Here is a 22,899-nt window from a genome sequence, read left to right on the forward strand (position 1 = left end):
TTAACACAATTATTTCGAAAAATCTTATAAAAATTCTAGTAATCGAAGTACCAATTAAAAATATCTGAACGCAATCCGATAGTAAACCAAGTCGTACTTTGCTTAAAAGTTGTGGCGGTATCTTGAGTAGGATCAAAGTTTCTGTAAATAAAACTTCCATACAATTTCAAATTCGTCATTGGATTTATCAAATACCCTCCTTGTATATCGGCAATAAAAACATCTGTTTTATTTCCCTGTCCCACTTTAACTCCCTTATCATACGGACGCTTTACATCATAACTTTTGTAAATATCGCCTCCATAATTATAACTATCCTGAGTTGTATTAAAATCCAATCCTCTTGTTCCAACAGTAAATTTTGCATCACCAAAAATACGGCCCTTGTGATAACGTCCTATCATGACAAGTTCATTAAAATTTCCTCCCCATTGATGACCTAGACTTTGATTATTATGCCCGTAATTTGTAATCACCGCACTATGCGAATATACATAAGGTCGTACATGGTTATATTCTATCTGCACCAAAAGATCTTTTACATCAAATGCATTAAAGTATTTTCCTCCAATTTGAAAACCAAATTTATTTTTCCAACTTTTATCTGCTGCTTTTACATCAGAAACCGAAAACTCATCAATTAAAAACTGTGAATACAAATTTATACTGTTATTCCATTTATATTTTCCAGTAATACCAAGCATTGCATTACCGCTTCTTGAAGAAGAAGTAAACTCAACTGTACGATAAAAAATAATTGGGTTCACAAAATTGACATCAAATCCTCTATTATTAGTATCTGTCCAAACAACCGATTCAAAGAAACCTAAATTCAGTCTGTTTGAAACATTCCAGCTTAAATAATGATTTGCCATAAATTTTGTGGCATATGTTTTATCAACTGTAACTTCAGGACGAACATCTTTGAGCCACATATAAGTGTTCGTATATTTTATTTTCCAGAAAGTGGTATTAATTTTAAAATACGGATACGGACTCGCTCCATCGCTTTCAAGAAGTGATCGGTATCCATCTCCTATAAAATTTCTACCATAACCTAACTGCAGATCAAAAAATTTATACGGCGTGTACGTAATATTGGCTTCTGCTAAAGGAAAATCATAAGCATCTTCTTTAAATCGCTTTGCAATACCAACTCCAGGAATAATCGCCGGATTCCCTCCTGATGGTTTCAACGATTCGGCATAATCATTAAAATATCCTGCAAAACGGCCTTGGCTTTCAAAAATTGTTGTAGTAAAGTTTATTTGTTTCCCTAAACCTCCTCTAAAATTTAAAGCGCGCGTATTTACATAGGTATAAGAAGCATCAAGATCTGAAGCTTTTCCCAATTGCAAATCAACTATTGGATTTAAAGCAAGCCAATAATCTTCTCCCTGAATCTGCACCAAGTTTTCATTCCACCATTTCTTGCCCAGCCAAGTTGAAACATTTTTTTGAAGTGACTCATTTACTGCTTTCAAATTATAATATTTTGAAACCTCAGTATAAGTATATGGTTTTGAAGCTGTATGATTATTGCTTCCAACCTGATTCATCGCACCATCAAACTGTGCATAATAACTATGAGAAAACGGAATGTTTAAATGACTCTCAAATTCGGGATTATTGTATTTTTTATATACAATGCTATCTAATTCTGTCAGAGGCTTCTCAGCCGGTTTTAAAATTTGGGCTGCTGCCAATGCTTCTGCCGCCTGCTGATCTGCACTTTTCAAAGGAATAGCAATGGTAATTGTATATTTTGAATAAGTCGGTTTTCCGTTGTAAGTAGAAGGTTTTATTTTTGGAAATTTACCAAAAACACGTTTGGCTTCTGCAGACAAATCCTCATTTGCAATATTTACATAAATCACTTTAAAATCACCAGTTGCATCAACCTCAAAAAGCACTTTTACTTCGCCTTTATAATTTGATTGTTTCAGATTTTCAGGCACTTCAAAATTTTGAAAAACAAAATCCTGAACTTCTTTATAAAAGCAGTTTTCTAATTTTTTATCGGCTAAATTTTGACAATTATCAAAAACGGGAAATTGTTCACTTGTAAATCCAGATTGAACAGAAGAAGTATTATTGTTCTGTGCGAAAGCAAATAACGAGCTTAACAGCAAAACAAAAGATAATGCACTTTTATTTGTTGCGTAAATTTTGGTTTTCATTTAATATTGATTTGGGGTATTCTCTCCATTAGCAATTGCTTTTGCCGCCGAAGTTCCGATACGTTTAACTCCTAAACGAATCATTTCTATTGCATCTTCATATGATCTGACACCGCCCGCCGCCTTAACTGGCAATGGTGACGCATTTTCTAGCATAATAATAATTACAGGAACGTTAGCTCCATTTGGCAAATTATCTTCCGTTTTAAAAAAACCTGTAGATGATTTTACAAAAACTGAAGCATAGTCGTCTTCTTTAAAATTAGAGATAACGACATTTTTGATCAAAGCCGAAAGCTGAATAATTTCTTTATCGGTTAAAGCAGCGGTTTCAATAATCCATTTTACCGTTTTATTATGCGCTAAACCAATTTGAGTACCTATTAAAATTTCGTTTTTTACTAATACAGTATCACCATTTTTGAAAGCTTCGTAATTACAGACAAAATCTAAATCGTCAGCTCCATTTTCAATAGCTTCATTCGCTTCTTTAATCTTGGTTTCTAAATCTGATTTGCCTTCTGGAAAATCAATAACAGTCCCAACCAATAAAGCTGCATTAGCTTTGAGAATCATTTTTTTTGCCAAGCTGACATTCTCTGGCCGAATCATAATCAATTTAAAGCCCTCTGCAATTGCTTCATTGATTGCATTTTTTACAACGATATCATTTTCCGCTTCCGAAAGTCCAGCTTGCGAAGCAGTTTTAAGATACGTTGAATCAAGGTATTGCTTAATGTTCATGACTTAATAGTATATCAGATCGGCACAAAAATACATTTTAAATTCAAAAAACAGCACTATTTATAAAGCTTCATTTTAGGATATTAAAAAACCCACCGAAGTGGGTAATCATATTCCTATTATTTTGTCGATCTGTTTCCTAAATCCTATAGCAGAAAAGACGCCGGCGGTTGCACCAATCGTATTTGCTAAAACATCTGTTACATCAGGAAGTCTTGTAGTTGTTAAGACTCCTTGCATAATTTCGATTGTAATTCCAAAAAAAACGGAAAATATAAACGAAATTAGATATGCTTTATAATCATTTGCATGCTGACCTTTAAGTTCTTTTTTGAAGAACAAAATCCACGAGATTGTAAATCCGAAATGAAAACAAAAATGAACAATTTTATCTATGCTTGGAAAATCTATTGCTGGGATATTACTTGAATTTGTCAAACAAAAATAAGTAATAACTCCTGAGCAGATAATTGCCCAAATTAAAAGAAGTTGTTTAGGCACCGATAAGTTGTTTGTAAGCTGCGTCAGACAATAATGAATCAATTTCTGATGCATCAGCGATTTTTATTTTGATCATCCATCCTGCTCCATAAGGATCAGAATTTACAGTTTCTGGAGCACTTTCTAAACTATCATTGAAAGCAATAATTTCTCCTGTTAAAGGCAAAAACAAATCCGAAACTGTTTTAACAGCCTCAACTGTTCCAAAAACTTCATCTTTATCTAATGTCTGATCTAAAGTTTCTACCTCAACATACACGATATCCCCTAACTCTTTTTGTGCAAAATGAGTTATTCCTACAGTCGCAACATCTCCTTCGATGCTAACCCATTCGTGATCCTTTGTGTACTTTAAATTTGCTGGTATGCTCATAATAGTATGTTTGAAAATTGATAATTTAATAAATAAGTCACAAATGTAATAATCTTCTAATAAAATTTAGTCCCGAAATCTAAATTTAATTTCCGAAATTATATCTGAGCGTAAATCCTGATCTAATATTTGTAAGCGGGAATGAAGTTGAAATAACTGCTTTTGAAAATGAATGATCATAATAAAATATAGCTGTCAGATTTTTACTGAATGCATAATCTGCAGTTAATTTTAATGCCCAAATATTTTGTCCTGCCGCAAGTTGATTATTATCATAATCTAAATAACGAACTAATGTCTGGTTATTTCTATATGAAAAATCAGCTTTTATATTAATATCACTTTTTATGATTCCTGTTGGGCTATCTGCTAAACGTGATGAAAAAATAACATCTTTAAAGCGATATCCCATTCCCACAACATATTCAACACCTTTCACCTCTGTGAGCAAGTTGTTATCAAAACTCATCGACAATGCTCGGTCTCTCTTAATTTCAGTCAGCAAACGGAAAGAACTTTTCAGCTCAAAATCGACACGAATCAGGGGACTGAACTGCTCCACTAAATTCACATTCGACATTACCGTTTGATTGTAAAAATTCGTATTCACATCTTGCCCCGTTGGATTCTCGTAGTAATCAAAATTAGATCTATACTGATTTACCGTGTAAGATGCTCTGTAATTGTGTTGCAATGAGAAACGCTTAAATTTATCTTTAAAATATTTATAACGCATTAAACCATTGTATTTTATGGTCCAGTTAGGAATTGGGAAACTTTTAAAAATATCCGTCGAACTGCTTGACGCATTTCCTCCGGAATAAGCTGCTAAAAATGATGGCAATAAAACCGCCTGATTGCTTTTTGTAAAACCTATAGGATATCCTACATTGGCAGTATAAACAGCATAATTTGCATCTCCCGGCGCAGGAATTGGGTTATTTGCATCTCCATATCTTGGTATAGTCGCACCAGCTCCATAGTGATCCTCGGCCAATCGATTTGCAATAACCAAACGATTACTTCTAAAATCATCAAATGCTGCCGATTCAGTTTCATTACTGGTCGCAAAAGATGTTTTAATCAATACAGTTGAGATCGAAAACATTCCATAAGTGTAAGGAGATAACGGAATATACTCACCATCTACAACACTATATTGTTCAGATGAATTTCGAGAATAAGCGCGATCCATTGCCAAATCAATTTTCAGATCTGGAAACAAATCAATATTTGCAGTTACTTTTAAAATCTTGTTTGTAACCTGTGTAAAGTTTTGATTGAAATTATCATAATTCGTTAACCAGCCATTTTTTGCAGCTTCAAAACGAACATCATCCTGACTTCCAAAAATAAATCCTAAAGATGGTTTTGCTGTTCCAAAGAAACCTACGCTTGGTGTATATCCAGGCAAAACTGTCCCGCTGTTTTTCGTAAAATTAACCTGAACATTTTTCAAACTTGTCAAAACACCAATTAAACCGTCATAAAATGGACTATTATTAACCACTGGTTTTGCTGTCGTATTTACAATTTTTTCTCCTGGTTTTGGCGGTGCTGTCGGTTTAGGTTTTGCTGCTGTTTTTGCTCCAGGCGTCAAACCTAAATACTTGTACAGCTTATTCATATCCAAAGTTGAGGACAACGTATTTGAATTTGCATTTTGAATAGTATTTCCTAAATTATATGTAATACCGTCATCAGCAGTAAATTGAGACATAGCCGTAGAAGAACGTTGCCAGCTATAATCTGCAGTATAGGTATACTGAGCCTTTACAAAGCTTAAAACTGGAATTTTATTGATTGGAATATCATAATCCAATTTTAATTGCTGTATATGCTGATTTGGAATTCCCAAATCAAAATAATCATCCCAAATATTAAAATCTTCTTTTGGTGTATTGTCAGCATTCAAATAATTTTTCACAATATTATTTGACGCCGCAGTATAATTCAAATTTAAAGATTTGGTCACTTTAAAGCCAAAACCGTATTGATAATTGAAAGCAAAATTTCGTCTGTAAAGCGGATCAAGGCCAATTCCTTCAACCTCAACAAGTCGATACTGCTGACGATTGCTTTGTCTTAAAATATTTGTATTGAAAGTAACATTCGAAGGAAGGTAATTAAAGTTAAAATCACTCAACATCTTCCAATAATCACTTTTCTTCATGAATTTGGTCTGTTTGAAAGGCACCACTTCTTTTGGCTGAAAAGTATAAGCATAATTTACCGCAGAATTGGACTGTTCATCTCTATAATCTTCTACTTCATAATCATGACGCGCCACTTGATTGTATGATTGTGAAAATGTGAAATTTTCAATATCATAAACATGAGGTTTCTGCTCTGGAGCTCTGTCTTTTCTAACCCCAATAAAATTAATACTCTTACGCTTTGTATAGTCTACAGCTCTTGTTCTGATATTATCTTTCTCTGCTGGATCAGTCGTTTCTTTAATCAGCTGATCTAATTTTATATCCTGATTAAAAGGATCATATTCTGGCGTAATAACTTCCTCGCCAATAGCATAATTGAAAGGCAAATTAATTCCCCATTTGTGAGGCAGTAATTTTCCTAAATTCAAATTTGTAACAATATTATATTGCTGAATATCTTCACGATCTCTTTCATTTGCGCCCTGTTCAAGCGATCCAAAACCGATTGTGCTTTTTCTACCAGTAGCAGACATAGTCGCAAAATCGGCCATGTTGGTATCAACATTTAATAATGCCGCCATTCCGCCTTTATTATCTAAATCTGACATACGAAGTTCATTGAACCACACTTCCCCTTTTATATCTTTATGATCTGCCCTGTTTTTTACACCAACCATTAAATTTCGAACCAAACCAAAATTTGGATTTCCTTTAATACCAAGCTTCAATTTACTATCACCATCACCTCCACTCGCAATCAAATCAGGATCATCATCAGGATAATATACCCCATTAATATCTCTTTTAGGAGAATTAATATCTAAAGGCATGGCTTTGATTTTCATACTGGTTAATAATTCAAGTGCCAAGTCGATATTATTTTCTTCCATCCAAACCAAGTCTGGAGCTATTGTACAAGATCCTCCCGTTTGCGTAACTTTTAATGGAATTTCGACTTGGTAATAGTTTTGCGTAAAATCGTTACCGAAACGAATAAAACCAACCATTTCCTCGTCTAATAAATTTGTTTCATTTGGAAGTGACTCAGCATGCAAAAACATTTTCAGTTTTTTATATTGACGCATATCAACACTTACATTCTTGAAAACTGCTCTTGAATCCTGATACTGCAACCCTGTTCCTCCTATTCGAACCGCTAATGCCTGCTCATTTTGATTGATAATAGTATTATTATTATACAATTGTTCTCTTTGAACGCCCGGCGGAATAACATAATTTACCGGACACTTCGTACTATTTTCCTGAATATTAACTGCAGCAACATCAAACTGAACCCCATCGTCATCAGGATTTGGATCGTTTGCATCAAGCGTACCGGTGTATCTTCTCCATTCGCCTCGAACTAAATCTAAAGCTCCAAAACGAACCGTCATTTGATCATTAAAACCAGTCATAAACATACGCATGAAACGTATAGATCTAAAATCAGATATGTTTCCAATTGTATTTTGAGGTTTTGCTACCGGAATTTTAAATTGAATCCATCTTGCATTTGTAGTCCCGCCGTTTGGTAATTCTACATTAGTAACCTCACGAATATCTGTAATATAATTTTGTCCTACCTGCATTCCCGGTTTCAAATCAACACTGTATTCATAGTAAGCATTAATCGTACTCATAGTATTATCACGATTAATATCTTCTACATCTGGAAGTGTTGTTGAACCACGATTAGGATCATCAATACTTACAGCAGAGTTTCCTTCGACACCATTGTATCTTTTATATCGATCCAGAACTCCTCCATCAACATTTAAATAATATTTATAGTTATCTGCGGCAGGATCTTCTTCGCCTGCATAATTAGTATAAACTGCACTTTCTTTAGCATCTGGCAAACCATCTAAACCAACGTCTTGATTTTTTCGATTGTCTGCGTTAGTATCAAATGCATAAATTAAAGATTGTGATGCCGGCACATCTCCCCAAATCGGTTGTGGGTTTACCATTACCTGATCTGGACCTAAACCATTTTCGTATTGCTTTCTTCCATCTTTTAAAACATCTTCGGAAATTTCACCTAAATTGAAATATATTTTCCCTGTATTGTTTGCTGGAGCTTCGCCATTTCCAACATATGGATCCAATACCCAAAACTGGATATATTCGACATTTCCCTGTTCAAAATTGGTAGAATTTAGCGAACGCATAATTCCTCCAAAATTTGAAGAAGCCACACTCGAACCAAAATTTGGATTATTATTATAAGCCCCTCTGTCTGAAGGAAAATAGGTTAAATCAAGCGTATTGATTACCTGAATCTGACCTTGGGCAATATCAGTATTTGGATACAACTCTCTACTATAAATTCTTCGAGTTGTATTTAATGACAAATCATCATTTGAAATACCAGATGGTTTTGATGAGTAAAAAACAGGGTCAATGGTGTACCAAGCTAATTTTGCACGTTTATAACCATATTCTAATGTACTTGAATTTGCATTAAATGTATTGTCATTTATTGAATTTATAAATGGAGTTGAAGCAAGACTCCATGCATAAGCAGACCTCATATCAATAGTTGATTGAGAACCTTCAAAATCATCTACATAAATAGTTGCTTCGCCTTCAAAATCACTGGCTTTAGGAGCGTCAGGTTTTAGAAAAGCAATTTCACCTCGAACAGAAAGATTTGACGGAACATCTGTATCAATATTTGGAAGTTTGTTTACTAATCTTGTAAAAAACGGAACTTCAGTCGCATAATTACCATTAAATCCAAAAATAGTATTATTTACTGATTCTTGACCGTAACTTGATTTTTGAGTAAATGGCTTTTCAGTCATTTTCAAATAAGTACCGCCAACAACAAATTTCTCTGAAATTTTATGTTCTACATTGAATCCTATAAATCTTCGGGTTTGTTGTCCGAAAATAGAATTATTCTCCAATGAAACCTCTATAGGCGTATTTGAGGCTTGAAGTGACGGATCTAAAATTTGAACTCTTCCTAATTGATAATCGACACTATAATCAATACCCTCAACTAATCTTCGTCCAGCAGCCATAACAACAACAGAACCTTGAGGCACGTTGAAAGCTCCAATTGGAATACCGTTATTTCCAGATGATTTATATTTTCCTCTTAATAAGAATTTATTTTTATCACTATCCTGTAAAGCTCCAGATTGTGTATTTCGGTACATGTTTCTAAAGACATATTTTTGCTGGTTTGCGTTATAAGTGCTTGGATCATTATAATTTTCGGCAGAACCTGAATTTTGTAATTTTTTAAATATTAATTCTCCAAAAGGCTCTTTCGTTGTAAAAATAATTCGTCCGTTTTGAACATCTACTGTAATACCAGGAAGATAATCAAAGAAACCATCACCACCTGTTTGTGGGTCGTTATTGTAATTTAATCTGTCTAAATTAAACACATTCAATAAAGGTGTCTGATCAACTTTATTGTCAGCTGTTGGGTTTGAGGGGAAAGAAGAGCCCGTAACCGGGGTAATATAATTTATAGGTGAAGGATCTGTATATAAGATATTCATTCTAAAATCATCTTGTTTTATTTGATAGGCTTGTGGAATTTGGTAAACGTTTTTCATCATCAGATTCCAAACCGGATTCTGCACGTTTGTCAAATTGCTCTTAAGCATTTTCAAAATCAAACTTTGCGTAATAATTGCTTGATTAGAGTTATTATTTCCTGTAACAACAGTTGCATCAACTCCATCGCTTCCAAATTCTCCAACCTGATAGATCTTTCCTCCTTCTGTATATTCGTAGGCAACAGCTAAAATCTCATCATTTGCCAGACGTTGTTGCAACGATATATATCCTAACTGTGGATTGAAAGTAAATTCATTAATTGTCAATTTACGAGCATTCTCTAATATCGAGTAATCCGTTCCTTCATTAACATTTGTATTATTAAAACCAGATTTTGCCGTAACGATTTCTCGAATATTTGAATTTAAAAACGATCCCGGCTGACCAATCGCATCAGGATTATAAGCGTTATTTTCATTATCAGAAGGCGAATCAATAAGTGTAGAAGGGTTAAAAAATCCTGTTGTAGGACTAATAACAACTACTTGGTTATCAGGAACGTTACTTAGGGGCCCTTCACCTAAATCCTGAAGCGCGATAACATTACGAAGATTATTATTGGTTGTACTTACTCGATTTTGTTTATTGGTAACCCAGACCTCTATTCGAGTTATTTGAATACGACTGTTGATTACTGGATAACTTTTTAAAGAAGCATCATACTTATCTCTAAAATATTGTGATAAGAAAAAGTGTCTGTCATTATCATAATCTAAGGCATACAAATCAAAATTTTGAACTGTACCACCACCTTCGGCTACAACACTCTTTGTTTGTGATTTTTGTTCAGAGAAAACTCCTGTAACAGTCGTTTTTCCAAATTGTAATTGTGTTTTTACACCAAATAAACTCTGAGCACCACGTATTAACGTGCTATTTAAAGGCATACTCACATTACCTACTTCGACTTTCTGGATAATATCATCTTCTGAAGGAGTATAAGCAAGTTTAAATAGATTCTGGAAAGCAAATGTTGACTGTGTATCATAATTAGCATTTACTTCTAATCTTGTTCCCACTTTCCCCATTAAACTCATACTGATACGCTGATCAAAATCGAATGTGAGACTCGATCTGTTTCTTGGCGAAAATGAAGGATTGTCTTGTTTAGTGTAGCGTATCCCTAAGTCCATTTCAACTGAACCTGTTGGTTTTACGTCAATTGTATTACTTCCAAAAATGCTTTCAAAAAAACTTGAATTAACATAATATCTTGGCAGTAAATTCTTTTTAGCGGCTTCGCTTCCAGCTTTCTTACCGTCAATTGCATCCGCTTTTTTTCTGAAATATTCTCGGCGAGATTCTTTCAGAACTAAATCTTCATACTCTTTAGGCGTTAAAATAATCGGGTAATTGACAGGAAAACCGTCAACTGAATTCGAATAAATATAGCGATCTGAAATTGGATCGTATTTGTATGCAGAAAGTATGCTTGGCGGATCTTTCAACTCTACTTTCCCTACAGAAAATTGAGTTTTTGTTGTATCTTGAACTGCCGGATTTACTTGCGATTGCAAAACATTACCGCAAAATAAAACCAGTAAAAAAATACAAATTTTACGCATACAATTGGTTTATGTTAGTTGAGTTACAAGCTTTTTAATGCTTTTTTTATGATGGTTTCTGCTGTAGCTTCCGGATCTTCTTTTACAATCTTTTCGACTACTTTTTCAGAAGCTTTTCGAACGAATCCTAAAACTTCCAAAGCAGATAACGCTTCATCTCTATTTGTATTGTTTTGAACTACCGAAACTTCATCTAAATCGTACAACTTTAACACTTTTTCCTTTAAATCAAGTATAACTCTTTGCGCTGTTTTGCTGCCAATTCCTTTAATTGACTGAATAACTCCCACATCTCCAGACGCAATCGCATTTATAATTTGTTTCGGTTCAATTGAAGACAACATTGTTCTTGCAATATTGGCGCCAATACCAGAAACAGATAATAACATTCTGAATATTTCGCGTTCTGATTTTTCAGCAAAACCAAATAAAGTATGCGCATCTTCTTTAATTTGAAGATGCGTATACAATTTTATAAAATCAGCATTAGGGATCAGCGAAAAGGTATGTAAAGATATATTCACATGATAACCCACTCCGCCACAATCAATTACAACTTCAGTGGGATTTTTTTCAACCAATTTCCCTTGCAAATGTGCTATCATAAATATAATTTATAGTACCAAATATAAGTAAAAATAAGAAAATATTGATTTCTGTTTACTATAAGGGCTATTGTACTAATTTATTTTTTTTAATTTCTTTTTCCTGAGCATCAATAACTGCAATTGCAGCCATATTGACCATTTCTTCTACGCTTGCTCCTAATTGAAAAATATGCACAGGTTTGCCTAATCCCATCATGATTGGACCAATTGAACCTGCTTTGTTTAATTCTTTTAACAACTTATAAGTAATGTTTGCTGACTCTAAATTTGGGAAAACAAGTGTATTTACCTTTTTGCCTGCTAATTTAGAGAAAGGAAATTTTTCTTTAAGCATTTCTGAATTTAAAGCGAAATCTGCCTGAATTTCTCCATCAATAATTAATTCCGGATGATTTTTATGCAAATAGGCAACAGCTTCCCTTACTTTTGATGCATTTTGATGTGTTGATGAACCAAAGTTTGAATAGGAAACCATAGCAATAACCGGCTCAACACCAAACATTTTTGCAGTTTTAGCAGTCATCAATGCAATATTAATTAAATCTTGAGCAGACGGATTAATATTGATCGCAGTATCTGACAAAAACATTGGTCCGCGTGTTGTAAGCATCATATTTGCAGTTGCAACAAGTGAAGCTCCCGGTGCTTTTTCAATTAATTGAAGCATTGGTTTTACGACACTTGGATAACTTCTTGAATGGCCAGTAACAACAGCATCTGCCTCTCCTTCATTTACCATCATGGCTGCAAAATAATTTCTTTCGCGCATGAATTTTTGAGCATCAAGCAATGAAACACCTCTGCGCTCTCTTGATTCCCAGTATGAATTTGCAAATCTGTTGCGTCTTGCTTCTTCTTCGTTTATTTTAGGATCAATGATTTCAAGATCAGCATCAAAACCTAATTCTGCTTTTAATTCTAATATAATTTCTCTGTTACCTAATAAAATAGGGAAACCAATACCGTCTTCATATACAATTTGTGCTGCTTTTAAAACATTCAAATGATCAGCTTCGGCAAAAACAATTCGTTTAGGATTTAATTTTGCACGGTTTGTAATTAATCGAACCATTTTATTATCATTCCCCATACGTTCGCGAAGCACGTCTTCATAAGCTGCCCAGTCAGTAATAGGATTTTTTGCTACCCCAGATTCCATTGCCGCTCTTGCAACAGCTGGCGCTACAACGGTAATCAATCGTGGATCAAATGGTTTAGGAATAATATATTCTTGACCAAAACCTAATTTTGTTGCACCATAAGCTACGTTAACTTGTTCTGGAACTGGCTCTTTTGCCAAAATAGCTAAAGCTTTTACAGCTGCCATTTTCATTGCCTCGTTAATTTTTGTAGCTCTAACGTCAAGCGCTCCTCTAAAAATATATGGAAAACCTAGAACGTTATTAACCTGATTAGGAAAATCAGAACGTCCTGTAGCCATAATGACATCTTTACGAGTTTCTACAGCTAAGTTATAATCGATCTCCGGATTTGGGTTTGCCATTGCAAAAACAATCGGGTTATCATTCATTGTCAATAACATTTCTGGCGACAGAATATCTCCCGAAGATAGTCCGATGAAAACATCGGCACCTTTTACTGCTTCGGCTAATTCGATTTTAGCACCATCAATAGCATATTTTAATTGTAATTCTGATAGTGAAGGGTTGTCTTTTGTTAAAAGGCCTTTACTATTATACATTAGGATATTCACAACTTTCACACCTAACAAAACATATAAATCAGTACATGCTATTGCAGCCGAACCTGCACCAGAAACTACCACTTTTACATCTTCCGCTTTTTTTCCTGCTAACTCTAATGCATTTATTAATGCTGCTGACGAGATAATTGCCGTACCGTGCTGGTCATCATGCATTACCGGAATATCTAATTCTTCAACCAATCTTCTCTCAATTTCGAAAGATTCTGGCGCTTTAATATCTTCAAGATTAATACCTCCAAAAGTTGGAGCAATATTTTTTACAGTCTGGATAAATTCTTCTACATTTTTTGTATCGACTTCGATATCAAAAACATCAATATCAGAGAATATTTTGAATAACAAACCTTTTCCTTCCATTACAGGTTTTGATGCTTCGGGACCAATGTCTCCAAGCCCTAAAACTGCTGTACCATTTGAAATTACAGCTACTAAATTTCCTTTTGCTGTGTATTTATAAACGTCTTCAACGTTTGCTGCAATATCTAAACATGGCTCTGCAACTCCCGGCGAATAAGCCAGTGATAAGTCTCTCTGGGTTGCGTATTTTTTTGTTGGAACTACCTGAATTTTTCCTGGAGTCGGCTCTGAGTGATACAGTAGCGCTTCTCTTCTTTTACTCTCTTTGTTCATTATTTTTAGCTTTTATTCTAGCTTACAAAGATATAAGTCTTAGTTTAAAATGGGGCGTTTTTAGTGCTTTCTTTTGTTAAAATAACAATTTACATAGTCAAAAAAAAATAGTCCATCAAAATCAGGACTATTTTTAAAAATATATTTTTCAGGTTTTCTTTATTGGGAAATATAGGAATTTAGATGATTTATTGTGTCTTTTTGAATTTCGATAATTGCCTTTACAACATCGCTGATTGAAATAATCCCTACAACAATTCCATCTTCTAAAACAGGCAAATGTCTGATTCTTTTAGTACTCATCAGCTCCATACAATCTTCAATATTGTTTGAAAGATTTACCGAGAAAACATTACTTTCCATAATTTCATGCACAAATGTTTCTTTGGATGATTTATCTTTTAAAACAATTTTTCGGGCATAATCTCTTTCAGACAATATTCCTTTAAGATCGGTTCCATCAATTACAAGGATAGCCCCTATGTTTTTTTCACCCATTACTTTCAATGCTTCATAAACTGTTGTTGTTGAAAGTACTGAAAAAACATTTCTTCCTTTTGCGTTTAGTATTTGATTTACAGTCATATCTGAAAAAATTTAGTTTTATAAAGTTAAATAAAAAATGACAAAACTTGTTATTAAAATTTGCTTTTTAAAAAGCTAATTCATTCATTTTAAATAAAATACAGCACATTTCAATTTTTCAAAATTATTCAATAAAGAATGAAATCAATTAAAGAGTTTTTTTGTGAAAAATTTGGTTTTTTAACGCTTTTGGTTTTTACATAAAAAAAGAAGCTCTTTTCATAACTAGAAAAGAGCTTCTTTTTTTATGTTCATTTTTACAAACCAACGATAATAAATTCACTTCGTCTGTTTTGTTGATGTTCTTTTTCGGTACATTTTACTCCGTCAGCACATCTATTTATTAATTTTGTTTCACCGTAACCTTTTGCTGATAACCGGTTAGCATCAATTCCTTTGCTAATTAGCCAATCTTTAGTTGACTGTGCTCTTTTATCTGATAAAATTTGATTGCTTTCTGCAGATGAACGGCTGTCTGTATGCGAACGTATATCTAATTTTATGTTTGGATACTGATTTAAAATATCAACAACTTTTTGCAAATCAGGCTCAGATGTTTTTTTGATAGTTGCTTTTCCTAAATCAAAAAAGTTCATTGGAATATGAAGCAATTTAGCCAAATCGGTTCCAATTTTTATTGGTCCGAGTTTAACCGGTTTTACGGTTGTTTTTTTGATTTCGATAGCTTTTGTTGCTAGCGGTTTGAACATTTTTTGCATCGTAAAATCCAAGATTGTTTTACCATTTGCTTTTTTAATTGCTATCGAAATATCTTTTATTCCATAATCACTTTTTGAAGCTCGAATTGAATATTTTTTACCGCATTTTATTTTTGGAAAAATATAATTCCCTTTTTCATCTGTTGCTATTGTTGAAATTGGATTACGATTTTCATCAAATAAAGCCAAACTTACATTAGATAAAACTTCATTTGATTCAGCATCAGAAACTGTTCCCATTAAATCTTGCTCGCAAACTAGTCTTTTCGTTTCTGTAAAACGATAAACATCATCTAAACCTTGGCCGTTTTCTCTATTGGAAGAAAAAAATCCGTTTCTGTTTTTACTGTCGATTATAAATGCAAAATCATCTTGTTTACCGTTTACAGGTTCTCCGACATTCTGCACATCATCCTCAATTGTACCGTCAGGATTAATTTTCGTAACAAAAATATCCAGTCCGCCTAATCCTGGACGTCCATCAGAAGTAAAATAAAGTTCATTTTCTCCTGAAATAAACGGAAAAGTTTCTCTTCCTTCTGTATTAATTACTGGACCTAAGTTTTGAGGCTGTCCAAAACTTCCATCCTCATTTATAGCAACTTTAAATAAATCTGACTGTCCTAAAGTTCCCGGCATATCTGATGCAAAGTACAAGACTTTTTCATCAATGCTCAATGTAGGATGCGCAGTACTGTATTGGTCACTATTAAAAGGAAGTTCTTTGGCTTCTTCCCAAGTATCGTTAACATACTCTGATTTATATAGTTTTAAAAGTGTTACTTGTTTATCGTTACTTCCTCTCTTTCCGTCGGTAAAATTATTTCTCGTAAAATACATTGTTCGACCATCTTTAGTAAAGACAGGAGTTGACTCGTTGAATCTTGATTTTTGGCTTTTATGAAATAATTTTGGCTTGCCAACACTTCCGTCTGGCATTAAATCAGCAATATATAATTTAGAAAAAGATTTGTTTGTCCATTTAAAACTCGTTTTTGTAATTCCGCCCGTATCTCTGGCCGAAGTAAAAACAATTTTTTTATAATAAATAACGCTCCCATAATCCGAGTAAGGTGAATTTATTCCAGCATCGGCAATTTCATATCGTCCTGAATTCAATTTTATCTGCTCCAAATAATTTTTATCCTCTCTAATCAGTGAAGCTCTTTTTTCTGAACCTGCTTTTAAATTGAATTTCTCTAAAACTTCATCGGCCTTGCGATAATTTCCTGAAGCTTTTAAACACTGTGCATATCGGTACAAATATTCTGGCTCCTGATCTTCACTCATTGCAAACAACTCTTTATACCATTGAAGAGCAGACGGCAATTCACCAATAAAATAATACGAATTGGCAAGCCTTTGCACTATTTTTTCATCTTTAGTACCTTTTTCTAGAAGACTTTCGTATGCTTTTATTGCATCGGCGTACGCATAGTCATCATACTTTTTATCTGCGGAACTTGTATTGTTTGCTGTCTGCGCATTTATTTTGAAGAAAAAGCACACAAACAAAACAGAAAAGCTTAAAATTTTAATTCTCATAGCAGGCATTAATTAGAAGAATCGTGGAGAGATCATTTTGTTAAAACTATTGAAAAACTCGAAACGAAGGAAAATTTCATGAGATCCTGAGTTATATCGTCTTAAATCGGTTGTTTCATGATCGTATCCATAACCAACATACAGGCCTTTTGAAACTTGAAATCCAGCCATTGCACTTACTGATGCGCTCCAGCGATAAGCAAGCCCCACAACAAATCTATCATAAAACATAAAATTACCCGAAACATCAACTTGTAAAGGAGCGCCCTGAACCATTTTAGTCAATATTGCCGGTTTAAATCTGATATATTCTAATTTGTCCAAATTGAATACATAACCCGCCATTAAATAGTAATTAATTTTTTCTTTGAAAATGGCCGTATTGTTATCATCATACCGATTTGTTTCAATAAAATTAGGAACCGAAAATCCTAAATAAGCCCGATCAGAATGCCAGTAAACACCAGCTCCTATATTTGGCGTGAATTTATTATCTAAATCCTGAAACTGCTCATCTCCTTGATCTTCAAAACTTAGTTTGGTTACATCAAGATTAAATAAATTGGCTGTAGCTTTTATCCCAAAAGAAAGTTTAAACGAATCAGAAGTTGGGATACTATAAGACAAATCAGCTGACAATGTATTTTCAACAGTTGGTCCAATTTTATCATTGACCAAAGAAACACCTAATCCTAATTTAGTATTATCTAAAGGAGTATTTACTGAAAAAGTACTTGTTTCTGGCGCACCGTCAAGTCCAATCCATTGTGTACGATACAGTCCAAAAACGTTCAGTACACCTCGCGAACCTGCATATGCCGGATTCACGGAGATTGTATTATACATGTATTGTGTATACTGCGCATCTTGCTGAGCGGAACACACAACTGAAAAAAACATGAAAATTAAAATTAACTTTTTCATTTATTAAGCTTTTAAAACGGCTTGGCTAAAAGTCAAGCCGTTCATCATTTTTTATTTATTTAGATACAAGTAACCTGACTGCTCATGCGGATTTGAATCGCCATCTTTATATTTCAAGACATAAAAATAGGTTCCAACCGGCAATCCATCTGATTCTTTTACAGTCGCTCGTCCTGCCGAAACTCCAACAAAAACTCGGTCTTGATTATTATAATGATCGGTATCAAATACCAATACACCCCAACGATTATAAATTTCAACTGTATTATCAGGATAACATTCTATTCCTTGGATATAGAATCTTGCATTTTTTGAATCACCATTTGGAGAAAAAGCATTCAAGACTTTTATCTGACAACCGTTAAGACTCAATACCGTTGGATTATCTCCCGTATTGCTAGCATCATCTGATTTGTCTTCGACATCAACTCCTCTAGCGCTAAAACCAAATGCAGTTGCCTGATTGCTAACAGTTCCAAGAATAATATCGCTTTGCGTTATTTTATACTGTGCTGTAAAATTATTCTCATTAGCCTCGCCTACTGCCAGATCAATTGCTGAACCTGAAACTACAACTCCAGGTAAAGGATCTTTAACTACTATTTTTGTCAACGGAACATTTCCGGTATTGGTAACTTTAAATTTATAGGTGATTGTTTCACCCGCGTTTGCGAATCCATTTCCGTTTTCATCATTAAACACTGCTGTTTTAATAATGGCAATATTTGGAACTTCAACAAAAACATTTAATGTAGCCGAAGCGCAATTTGTTGCATTAGCTTTTTCACAGATTTGATATACTACAGCATAACTTCCTCCCGGCGTATTTGGTTTTACATTTACTGTTCCGTCTGCATTAAATTCAAAATACGGGCTTTTTGGAATATTAGAAATGACAACATTTGCCGGATCAATTGATACGCCGTTCAATAAGTCATTATCTAAAATATTAATAAACTCAAGCTGCCCATTAATTCCGTCAACATTTACCTGAAGATCATCTTTTGTAATAATCTGTGGTGCTGGTGCTGGATCATCTGAATTAACAACGGTAACATTTACAACTGCCTGACTGCAATTTGATGAATTTGAAGCTTCACAAATTTGGTAAGTCAATTGATAAGTCCCTGATGGTGTTCCTGATTTAACATCAACAGAACCATCTGCATTTAAAATCAAATTAGGATTTGCAACTACAGTACTTAGAACAACTGCTGTTTGGTTTACTGCAGTTCCATTTAATCGGTCGTTACTAAATATATTTAATGCAGTACTTATACCTTTTTTAGCATCGATTGGTCCCGCACTGTCATTATTTGCTTTGATTTCAAATGTTGGTCTTGCGTTACACTGTGGTGTTGCTGGAGGATAACTTACTGAAATACTTACAGTAGGATTTAATGAAAATTCTATTGTAACACCAGTTCTGGTTTTTTCAAATCCATCTGCACCTTCTATCCATTGACCATTTGTCAATAACCATCCTGGCCAGTCAACTCCAATTCCGTTGCTGTCGACAATTGCTCCCGGCCATAAAATACTTCCACTCAATGGCAAATTAGTTTGAGTCGCTACAACATTGTTTGCACTGTCAATCCATTTTACAGTCAATAAATTATTTGTTGTAAAATTATCTGGTGTTACATTGTAGGATACATATGGAACATCATTAGAGCAATAACTATTTGCGGTTATTGTCATTGTTGGAGGAACAACGGTAACTTTAACATTTGCAGTTGCACAATTTGTTGTATTTAATTCACATACTTGATAAGTAAGATCATAAGTTCCTGCTGGAGCATTTTCTTTTAGTACTATTGTTCCGTCTGGATTTAATGTTAAATATCCTGATGGATCTGCAATAGTTACTGAAAGATTTATATCAGAAACTGCAATCGGTAGTCCATTTTTAGTATCATTTCCTAAAACATTAATAACAGTTACCGCATGATTAACTCCTGCAATTGGGCCTGCTAAATCATCTTTCAAAACCAATAAATCGCCAGTCACGTGAACATAACTCTTCACTGTATCACAGTTCAAAGCATGGTCATTGTCACAGATCGTGTATTCCACTTCGTAGTTTCCTGAAGCTGTACCCGGAGCTACCGTGATAGTTTTATCTGCATTAAGCGTAAGCCCTGCAGGAAGTGTGCTTACAAGCGTAAAGCCAACCTGGCCTGCGCCTGTTCCGACTGTAACCAATGTTCCGTTAAGCATATCATTGGCTGTCAGAGATATTGTCGTACCTCCGATGTTGCTGTTGATTGATGCTGTGGTTTCAGTTACCGCGTCGATTACCGGAATTACAACCGAAGCATTTACTGTCAAGCTTACTGTAGCTGTCGAGCAGTTTGATGCATTGGTCTTATCGCAGATCGAATACGTCAAAGTATAAGTTCCCGCTGGTGCATTCGCGCCAAGCGTCACAATTCCTGTTGACGGATCAAGAGTTAAATATCCTGAAGCATCCGGAACTGTCGTAGTTATTTTTACTTCTGAAGCTGTCAATGGCTGTCCATTTCTAGTGTCATTGTCCACAACTGTAATAATTGTCTGGGGTTGATTTGATACTGTCACTGAAGCAGGATTGTCTGCATTAGCAACCAGTACATCTCCCGTAACCTGAACATAACTTTTAACCGTATCACAGTTAAAAGCATGGTCATTGTCACAGATTGTATATTCCAACTCGTAGTTTCCTGAAGCTGTACCCGGAGCTACCGTAATGGTTTTATCTGCATTAAGCGTAAGCCCTGCAGGAAGTGTGCTTACAAGCGTAAAGCCGACCTGTCCTGCGCCTGTGCCTACTGTAACCGGTGTTCCGTTAAGGGTATCATTGGCTGTCAGAGATATTGTCGTACCTCCGATATTGCTGTTGATTGATGCTGTGGTTTCAGTTACCGCGTCGATTACAGGAATCACTATCGGAGCATTTACCGTTAAGCTTACACTCGCTGTCGAGCAGTTTGATGTATTGGTCTTATCGCAGATCGAATATGTCAAAGTATAAATTCCCGCCGGTGCATTCGCGCCAAGGGACACAATTCCTGTTGACGGATCAAGAGTTAAATATCCTGAAGCATTCGGAACTGTCGTAGTTATTTTTACTTCTGAAGCTGTCAACGGCTGTCCATTTCTAGTGTCATTGTCCACAACTGTGATGATTGTCTGTGGCTGATTTGATGCTGTCACTGAAGCAGGATTGTCTGCATTCGCAACAAGTACATCGCCATTCACCTGAACATAACTCTTCACTGTATCGCAGTTCAAGGCATGGTCATTGTCACAGATCGTGTATTCCACTTCGTAGTTTCCTGAAGCTGTACCCGGAGCCACCGTGATGGTTTTGTCTGCATTAAGCGTAAGACCTGAAGGAAGCGTGCTCACAAGCGTAAAACCAACCTGGCCTGCGCCTGTTCCGACTGTAACTGGTGTTCCGTTCAGCGTATCATTGGCTGTCAGAGATATTGTCGTACCTCCGATGTTGCTGTTGATTGATGCTGTGGTTTCAGATACCGCGTCGATTACCGGTCTCTCAATTATTATCTCTAATGTTGCAGAATCACAAACACTTGAGTTTGCAGACATACAAATAGTATAAGTAATTAAATGTGTTCCAGCAAGCGTGTTAGGAGCAACTGTAATTGTTCCATCAGTATTAAAAACTATGCCTGTTGGAAGTGAACTAGTTGAAATAGTAATATCAGTTGGTAAAAATGAATTTCTATTTATTTTATCATTTGCAAAAACGGTTGAAATAGTTCCACCTGCCGCTCCATTTATTGTCGATGGAGTATCGTCTTCTGCACAAATATAATTTGAAACTGTTACGTTTGCAGAAACTGCCGATTGACACCCAAAAGAGTCTGTAACCGTATAATTATAAGTATTACCAGCTATCAAACCAGTGATCGTAGTTGTAGCAGTATTTCCAGATATATTTCCAGGATTAATAATCCATGATCCTGCTGGTAAACCGCTTAATTCAACACTAGCAGTTGATGACAAACAAGTTGGATGCGTTATTAAACCAATTATTGGACTTGTAACATTGGTTACTGTCAACTGCAGTTCCTGGTCTGCCGTACAGCCGTTGTTTGCTATCGGATAAGTTCCCCCTGCTGTATAGTCTGTCGCGTTTGCACTCCATGTATAAGTCTCCCCAGAGCAGATGGTCGCTGTGGTGATGATTTTTGAAGGCTTCGGAGTCACCGTCAGCTGAAGCTCCTGGTCTGCCGTACAGCCGTTGTTTGCTATCGGATAAGTTCCCCCTGCTGTATAGTCTGTCGCGTTTGCACTCCATGTATAAGTCTCCCCAGAGCAGATTGTTGCTGTGGTGATTACTTTTGAAGGCTTAGGGGTTACTGTCAACTGCAGTTCCTGGTCTGCCGTACAGCCGTTGTTTGTTATCGGATAAGTTCCCCCTGCTGTATAGTCTGTCGCGTTTGCACTCCATGTATAGGTCTCCCCAGAGCAGATCGTCGCCGTAGTGATGATTTTTGAAGGCTTCGGAGTAACCGTCAACTGCAGTTCCTGGTCCGCCGTGCATCCGTTGTTTGCGATAGGATAAGTTCCTGTTGCTGTATAATCAACTGAGTTAGCACTCCATGTATAGGTCTCCCCTGAGCAGATGGTCGCCGTAGTGATGATTTTTGCAGGCTTCGGAGTAACCGTCAGCTGAAGCTCCTGATCCGCCGTGCATCCGTTGTTCAGTATTGGATAAGTTCCTGTTGCTGTATAGTCTGTCGAGTTTGCACTCCATGTATAGGTTTCCCCTGAGCAGATAGTTGCCGTGGTGATGATTTTTGAAGGCTTCGGAGTAACCGTCAGCTGAAGCTCCTGGTCCGCCGTGCATCCGTTGTTTGCGATAGGATAGGTTCCTGTTGCTGTATAATCAACTGAGTTTGCACTCCACGTATAGGTCTCCCCTGAGCAGATAGTCGTCGTGGTGATGATTTTTACAGGCTTCGGAGTAACCGTCAGCTGAAGCTCCTGATCCGCCGTGCATCCGTTGTTCAGTATTGGATAAGTTCCTGTTGCTGTATAGTCTGTCGAGTT

At 35.5% G+C, this 22,899-nt stretch carries 11 protein-coding genes; all 11 read right to left on the reverse strand.

Annotated elements, in window-relative coordinates; all coding sequences use genetic code 11:
• Positions 1-35: 35 nt before the first annotated feature.
• Positions 36-2,180: an energy transducer TonB gene (locus tag EV145_RS17110; protein WP_133526413.1), complete on the reverse strand. Its 2,145-nt coding sequence runs from the start codon at positions 2,178-2,180 to the stop codon at positions 36-38.
• Positions 2,181-2,924, reverse strand: coding sequence for a deoxyribose-phosphate aldolase (gene deoC / locus EV145_RS17115; protein WP_133526414.1), 744 nt, complete (start codon positions 2,922-2,924; stop codon positions 2,181-2,183). It lies immediately after the preceding gene.
• Positions 2,925-3,032: 108 nt separating this feature from the next.
• A complete protein-coding gene (locus EV145_RS17120) occupies positions 3,033-3,425 on the reverse strand; it encodes a VanZ family protein (RefSeq protein WP_133526415.1) in 393 nt (130 codons plus the stop codon).
• Positions 3,418-3,798, reverse strand: a complete 381-nt coding sequence (gene gcvH, locus EV145_RS17125) for a glycine cleavage system protein GcvH (protein WP_035651485.1) — start codon at positions 3,796-3,798, stop codon at positions 3,418-3,420. Before gcvH ends, EV145_RS17120 begins: the two co-directional genes overlap by 8 nt.
• Positions 3,799-3,883: 85 nt before the next feature.
• On the reverse strand, positions 3,884-11,101 hold the full coding sequence (sprA, locus tag EV145_RS17130) for a cell surface protein SprA (protein WP_133526416.1): 7,218 nt from the start codon (positions 11,099-11,101) through the stop codon (positions 3,884-3,886).
• A gap of 23 nt (positions 11,102-11,124) precedes the next feature.
• Entirely contained in the window at positions 11,125-11,706 is a 582-nt protein-coding gene (gene ruvA, locus EV145_RS17135) for a Holliday junction branch migration protein RuvA (protein WP_115889395.1), read from the reverse strand.
• 67 nt (positions 11,707-11,773) lie between these two features.
• On the reverse strand, positions 11,774-14,065 hold the full coding sequence (locus EV145_RS17140; RefSeq protein ID WP_133526417.1) for an NADP-dependent malic enzyme: 2,292 nt from the start codon (positions 14,063-14,065) through the stop codon (positions 11,774-11,776).
• Between the two features lie 159 nt (positions 14,066-14,224).
• Entirely contained in the window at positions 14,225-14,650 is a 426-nt protein-coding gene (locus tag EV145_RS17145; protein ID WP_133526418.1) for a CBS domain-containing protein, read from the reverse strand.
• A 257-nt stretch (positions 14,651-14,907) separates the two neighbouring features.
• The gene (locus tag EV145_RS17150) at positions 14,908-16,914 is read right to left on the reverse strand and encodes an OmpA family protein (protein ID WP_133526419.1); all 2,007 of its coding nucleotides are present in this window, start codon (positions 16,912-16,914) and stop codon (positions 14,908-14,910) included.
• Positions 16,915-16,926: 12 nt separating this feature from the next.
• Positions 16,927-17,838 carry a type IX secretion system membrane protein PorP/SprF gene (locus tag EV145_RS17155; protein ID WP_133526420.1) on the reverse strand — a complete coding sequence of 304 codons (912 nt, stop codon included), beginning with the start codon at positions 17,836-17,838 and terminating at the stop codon, positions 16,927-16,929.
• Between the two features lie 51 nt (positions 17,839-17,889).
• On the reverse strand, positions 17,890-22,899 hold a 5,010-nt coding region (locus tag EV145_RS22450), incomplete at its 5' end, for a gliding motility-associated C-terminal domain-containing protein (protein ID WP_166638477.1).

It is taken from the genome of Flavobacterium sp. 245 (genome assembly GCF_004362055.1).
In the GTDB taxonomy this organism is placed as follows: domain Bacteria; phylum Bacteroidota; class Bacteroidia; order Flavobacteriales; family Flavobacteriaceae; genus Flavobacterium.

Bases quoted from the DNA above. Each gene is read 5' to 3' on its own strand.
- EV145_RS17110 (WP_133526413.1), bottom strand. From the start codon at position 2,180: ATGAAAACCAAAATTTACGCAACAAATAAAAGTGCATTATCTTTTGTT.
- deoC (WP_133526414.1), bottom strand. From the start codon at position 2,924: ATGAACATTAAGCAATACCTTGATTCAACGTATCTTAAAACTGCTTCG.
- gcvH (WP_035651485.1), bottom strand. From the start codon at position 3,798: ATGAGCATACCAGCAAATTTAAAGTACACAAAGGATCACGAATGGGTT.
- sprA (WP_133526416.1), bottom strand. From the start codon at position 11,101: ATGCGTAAAATTTGTATTTTTTTACTGGTTTTATTTTGCGGTAATGTT.
- ruvA (WP_115889395.1), bottom strand. From the start codon at position 11,706: ATGATAGCACATTTGCAAGGGAAATTGGTTGAAAAAAATCCCACTGAA.
- EV145_RS17140 (WP_133526417.1), bottom strand. From the start codon at position 14,065: ATGAACAAAGAGAGTAAAAGAAGAGAAGCGCTACTGTATCACTCAGAG.
- EV145_RS17145 (WP_133526418.1), bottom strand. From the start codon at position 14,650: ATGACTGTAAATCAAATACTAAACGCAAAAGGAAGAAATGTTTTTTCA.
- EV145_RS17150 (WP_133526419.1), bottom strand. From the start codon at position 16,914: ATGAGAATTAAAATTTTAAGCTTTTCTGTTTTGTTTGTGTGCTTTTTC.
- EV145_RS17155 (WP_133526420.1), bottom strand. From the start codon at position 17,838: ATGAAAAAGTTAATTTTAATTTTCATGTTTTTTTCAGTTGTGTGTTCC.